The organism is Planktothrix sp. FACHB-1355 (genome assembly GCF_014748295.1).
GTDB lineage: Bacteria > Cyanobacteriota > Cyanobacteriia > Cyanobacteriales > Aerosakkonemataceae > Aerosakkonema > Aerosakkonema funiforme_A.
Window position 1 is genome coordinate 1 of the sequence record NZ_JACJUP010000383.1, and the last position, 5,403, is coordinate 5,403.

At 45.7% G+C, this 5,403-nt stretch carries 5 protein-coding genes; 3 read left to right on the top strand and 2 right to left on the bottom strand.

All coding sequences use genetic code 11. The features are described from left to right. Window positions 1–849, bottom strand: an 849-nt coding sequence (locus tag H6S82_RS16395) for a cobaltochelatase subunit CobN (protein ID WP_191056432.1), incomplete at its 3' end; no start/stop codon positions are given. A 180-nt stretch (window positions 850–1,029) separates the two neighbouring features. Between H6S82_RS16395 and H6S82_RS16400 the strand changes: the two genes are divergently transcribed. The 3 genes from H6S82_RS16400 (at window position 1,030) to H6S82_RS16410 (ending at window position 5,206) form a co-directional block, all read left to right on the top strand. Continuing rightward, the gene (locus H6S82_RS16400; RefSeq protein ID WP_190465231.1) at window positions 1,030–3,504 is read left to right on the top strand and encodes a GAF domain-containing hybrid sensor histidine kinase/response regulator; all 2,475 of its coding nucleotides are present in this window, start codon (window positions 1,030–1,032) and stop codon (window positions 3,502–3,504) included. A gap of 116 nt (window positions 3,505–3,620) precedes the next feature. Beyond that, window positions 3,621–4,310: an N-acetylmannosamine-6-phosphate 2-epimerase gene (locus H6S82_RS16405; RefSeq protein ID WP_190465230.1), complete on the top strand. Its 690-nt coding sequence runs from the start codon at window positions 3,621–3,623 to the stop codon at window positions 4,308–4,310. A gap of 161 nt (window positions 4,311–4,471) precedes the next feature. Beyond that, a complete protein-coding gene (locus tag H6S82_RS16410) occupies window positions 4,472–5,206 on the top strand; it encodes a glutathione peroxidase (RefSeq protein WP_190465229.1) in 735 nt (244 codons plus the stop codon). A 13-nt stretch (window positions 5,207–5,219) separates the two neighbouring features. Here the strand turns inward: H6S82_RS16410 and H6S82_RS33025 are convergent. Next, on the bottom strand, window positions 5,220–5,403 hold a 184-nt coding region (locus tag H6S82_RS33025; RefSeq protein WP_206756876.1), incomplete at its 5' end, for a hypothetical protein.

Below are 5,403 nucleotides of genomic sequence, written 5' to 3' on the forward strand. Positions count from 1 at the left end.
GGGATTGGGGATTGGGGATGGCATTGTCAATCCCAAATCTGAAATAGAAAAGCTAGTTGTATTTAGCAAAATATCTATTTTTTCTGCATCTTTTGGCTGGCAATATTGCAACAATTCTGCTTGCACATCAGGTTCTCGCAAAGAAGAGACAAATATCGGCACTGGTTGTAATTTGCGAGTGAATAAAGCTTGGCAAAGCGCATCGATTACAGTTGTATTTCCAGCTAAATAATGAGCGCGATAAAACAAAATTCCCACTTTAGCTATTGGCAATTCTGCTTGTTTCCCATTCCCCATTTCCCAGCGATAAAGTCCGACACGGGGAACTTCTGCTGGTGGCGGCGGATTGTAGGTTTGACCTAAGCACACATCGGCAACAAATTTAAGCGCGTTAACAAAATTTTGCACGCCGCCTTCGGTGAAATAGCGCCACAGCTGGTTAACTACTGTGAGTGAAACAGTGGAGCGATCGAATAAATGGGGATCTGGGCGATCGTCTCCCGGCATAACAATCAGCGTTTTCTGGGATTTTTCCACCGTTTCCCGCACCACTTCCAATCCATAAGACCAGTAGGAACGTCCTCCTAGCAGCCTGACGATAATTACCTCTGCTTGTGCAAGCACTTGTTCTGCATAAGTATCAATACTTAACTGTTGTTGCAACTGCAACAGATTGACCGCCCGCAGCGCTGGGAATCCGTCCGGTAGGAAGCCGACTGCGGCGGCAAAGGTTTGGATATCCGTATCAGCAGCAGTTAGAAAAACGATGGGAGCAGGCGTTTGCTCTACAAAAATGACTCCTTCTTCCTGAAAATTCCACCCTCCGGGGGTAGCAGCTAAACGATGCACGATAATATCCTCATAAGTTACATTTTTTCTGGGGCTGATGGCAGAGCGACAAAACGATACATAAACTCTTGGTCGTTATCTTCCTTCCTGTTTAATAATTAAATAAACCCAGTCAGGATCGATCCTCTCGCAGTAGTCTTAGCGATCGAAGCATTTAGCTTCTATAAATAAATATCTAAAATGGTCAGTTATCAAAATTCAATTTTAAATCGATGTTTGCCCCTGACTACTTTTGAGCGGGTGCGAGAGTTATTGCAGCAGATGGCTCAAAGGTTTCAGGGCGATACCCACGTCAATTTTTCCAAAAAGGGCAAAAGACAAGCACAGGATCTTACCTTATTTTTGACGGAAGATGTAGTGTCTTCTGTAGAACTACCCCAAGGAACGCTGCCAGAAAGGTTTGCGCTGTTAATTTCAAAGCGTTTTAGCGCCTGGTTTTTCGGAGACTGGGAATCGGAGAAAAGGGAGACGGAAAGCCCCAACGGAAAGGATAATCTCCTGACGACCAATTGCCAACTGTCAATCCCCAATGCCCAATTCCTTAGAGTGGGGTTGACTTTCGAGCCAACAGCGATCGTCGCCTTTCTCACCCAAATCAGTAATTTAGTAGAAAACAATCTCTATGCCCGCCAAACTCTGCAAGCAGCAAGCCAAATCCCCCAGTCTAACGACCCGACGCTTCAAAGTGAATTTACTCTCTCGTTGCTAGAAATTTTTTCCCAGGATCGAGAGGAAAACAATGCAGCAGAAAAGGTCTATCCTTATGTTTCTGTGTGTCAACCCGTCCATAATGCGCTCAGCCAACAGATCGAACAAGAGCGACTCCTGAATCAGGTGACAACGCAAATCCGCCAAAGTCTGGAATTACCGGTCATTCTGAATACTGCTGTTGAGCAGGTAAGAAATTTTTTGCAAGCCGATCGCCTGATCGTATATGAATTTCACTGCGACACAATAGAGGAGCGGCATAACTCTAAAATAGCTTCTTCTTCAGGCGACTACCACGGCTTTCCAGTCAACCGGAATGCCGACTCAAACTTTCCAGACCCCCTCTATCCTCTGTCATCTTTGGATTCTTCCTCCTGTTACGGTCGCATTACCTACGAAGCTAAGGCTGACGATAGCATACCCTCAGTACTCCATTTGGCAGAGGAGGGATACTGCTTCATCAAAGTGCCTAAATTTCGCGAGAAATATCGCAAAGGTTTTGCCTTAGCCGTCGAAGATATCGAAACTGCCTACATTTTTTCTCCCTGCTTGTTGGACTTAATGCGAAACGTTCGGGTGCGAGCCAAGTTAGCTGTACCGATCGTCATCCAAGAACAACTCTGGGGACTGCTGATTGTCCATCAATGCTTCCAACCGCGCCAATGGCAGGAAAATGAAAAAAACTTTCTCCGGCAAATTGCGGAACACTTAGCGATCGCCATTTACCAAGCTCAACTTTATGCCCAACTCCAACAGCAAAAACAAACTTTAGAACAACGGGTGATTGAGCGCACCCAAGAACTCCACGATGCTATGCTAGCCGCACAATCAGCCAGTCGCACCAAAGGTGAGTTTCTCGCCACCATGAGCCACGAATTGCGAACACCTCTCACCTGCGTCATCGGGCTCTCTGCTACTCTCTTGCGCTGGTCATTCGGTCAACTCAGTCAGAAACAGCGAGATTACCTGCAAACTATCCACGATAACGGCGAACACTTATTAGAGTTAATCAACGATATCCTCGAACTTTCTCAAATGGAAGCGGGTAAAACCGTTTTAAATATCAGCGATATTTCATTATCTCTAGTCGCACAATATAGCTTACAAATTGTCAGAGAAAAAGCCCTCCAACGCGGCGTTGAATTGGCAATTAATTTACGCATATCTCCCAGTCAAGACCGATTTTTAGCTGACGGTAAACGAGTTAAACAAATTCTTTTTAATCTCCTAACTAATGGCATCAAATTTACTCCCTCTGGCGGACGAGTGACTCTGCGAGTCTGGTTGGAGGGCACTCAGGCTGTGTTTCAGGTAGAAGATACCGGTATCGGCATTTCTCAAGAGCAGCTACCTCTAATTTTTCAGAAATTTCAACAGTTGGATACCTCTTATCACCGCCAATACGAAGGCACTGGTTTGGGTTTGGCTTTAACAAAACAACTCGTAGAATTGCATAGGGGTCGGATCGAAGTCGATTCTAGGGTGGGAGAGGGATCTATTTTTACAGTTTGGTTGCCTCTACCGCCATCACCTCCTTCTCCCAACGATCCGCGCATACCGATAATGACCGACCTCCCCCAAGGGCGCATTGTGTTGATTGAAAATGATGAAGAAACAGCTAACCTCATCTGCGATATTCTCACTGCCGCCGGCTATCAAATTGTCTGGATTATTGAAGGCACAACCGCTATAAAACAAATTGAAATTTTGCAACCTTTGGCCGCACTCGTGGAAATTAATCTGTCTGGTCTAAATGGTTATGAAGTGATCCGCCAATTGCGTAATTCATCTGCAATATCAAACCTAAAAATTTTGGCTATAACTGCTACGGAAATACCCACAAATCCATTATACGGTTTGGGGGCAGAGCCAGATGATTATCTGAAGAAACCAGTGCAGCCACAAGAGTTGTTGCACAAAGTTCAATTGCTAATGGCTAATAATTAATTTTTCGTTGTTCATTGTTGATGCTTCATAGTTTATCATTTATCGCGCCCGGTAAACTTTTCCCCCACCAACAACTGACAACCAACAACCAACAACTGACAACTGACAAATAACAAATGACTGTCGATCGACAAAAAATAACACAACTGCGCCATAGCTTGATTGTTTCCTGTCAGGCTCCTGCTGACTCGCCCCTACACGATCCTCTCGCGATCGCCGCAATGGCACAAGCTGCTGTATTCCGGGGAGCAGCAGCAGTAAGAATTGATACACCCAGCCATGTCAGTGCCGTGCGCCAGAAAGTAGAAGTACCGATAATCGGGCTTTGGAAACAGCAGATCCCTGGATACGATGTATATATTACTCCTGGGTACGAACACGCTGAGGCGATCGCATCTGCCGGTGCAGATATCATCGCCATTGACGCTACCCTCAGAAATCGACCGGGTAATGAAAGCTTGCATACCTTAATTGCACGCATTCATAAGGAATTGGGCAAGCCGGTCATGGCAGATGTAGATACCATTGAGGCAGCGATCGCTGCCGAAAACGCCGGTGCCGATATTGTGGGTACAACGCTCTACGGCTACACCAACAACACAAAGCACCTCTCTCCTCCCGGCTTTGAACTCCTGGCCCAAATGGTAAAACAGTTGAATGTACCAGCCATTTGCGAAGGCGGCATTTCCTCACCCCAGATGGCTCAACAAGCCCTACAACTGGGAGCCTATGCAGTTGTGGTCGGCACCGATATCACCGGTATCGATTACAAGGTTCAAGCTTATCGCGCCGTTTTAGGACTCTGAGCGTCGAAACCGGGTTTCTGAGTCGATCCAAAGCTTGTAAAACTTACCATTTTTTGTAGAAACCCGGTTTCTTTGCATAACTTGACAAATCGTACTCATAATGAGTACGCTTAAATAAGAATCGATCGAGAATGCCATTTGACCGCACAGGAGCCAAATTCATGTTTTCCAACAAAGAAGGACAAAAAGTTCCCAACGTCACCTTTCGTACCCGTCAGAAAGGCCAGTGGGTAGATGTGACCACAGATGAACTGTTTGCCGGTAAGACAGTAGCTGTATTCTCCTTACCGGGTGCCTTCACCCCCACCTGTTCTTCCACCCACGTCCCAGGTTACAACGAATTGGCGAAAGTATTCAAAGAAAACGGCGTAGATGACATCATCTGTATTTCCGTCAACGATGCCTTTGTGATGGAAGAATGGGCAAAAGATCAAAAGGCAGACAATATCAGGTTTATTCCCGATGGCAACGGACAGTTTACCGAACAGATGGGAATGCTGGTAGATAAGTCAGACCTGGGATTTGGGAAGCGATCGTGGCGCTATTCTATGCTAGTCAAAGATGGCGTAGTCGCAAAAATGTTTATCGAACCAGAAGAACCGGGCGATCCCTTCAAAGTGTCCGACGCCAACACAATGCTCAACTATATCAACCCCAACGCAGTCAAACCGAAACTGATTTCCTTATTTACAAAAGTGGGTTGTCCCTTCTGTGCCCGTGCCAAAGCATTGCTGAGCCAACGCGGCTTAGAATACGAAGAAATTGTCTTGGGTAAAGAAATCACCACCAAGTCTTTAAGAGCCGTCACGGGCGCATTAACGGTTCCCCAAGTGTTTATAGATGGCAAATTAATCGGCGGTTCGGATGCGTTAGCTGCTTACTTGGGTGAGAACTAAGCTTATCCGGTATTTAGGGCGATCGATTTAATTGATGAATTTGGAGGTTGGGTTGAGCAGAACGAAACCCAACCTCCAAGTATTCTCTGACAAATTCCGATACCAAATTTTGTTTTGTTACTCCCTTTAATTCTTGCCCCTTTGGTTGTACACAAGTTTCATGAAAATTTAAGATTGATTTGCGGTCGGCAAACCTC

Excerpts from the sequence above, each read along its gene's own strand:
- H6S82_RS16400 (WP_190465231.1), top strand. The coding sequence starts at position 1,030 with ATGGTCAGTTATCAAAATTCAATTTTAAATCGATGTTTGCCCCTGACT.
- H6S82_RS16405 (WP_190465230.1), top strand. The coding sequence starts at position 3,621 with ATGACTGTCGATCGACAAAAAATAACACAACTGCGCCATAGCTTGATT.
- H6S82_RS16410 (WP_190465229.1), top strand. The coding sequence starts at position 4,472 with ATGTTTTCCAACAAAGAAGGACAAAAAGTTCCCAACGTCACCTTTCGT.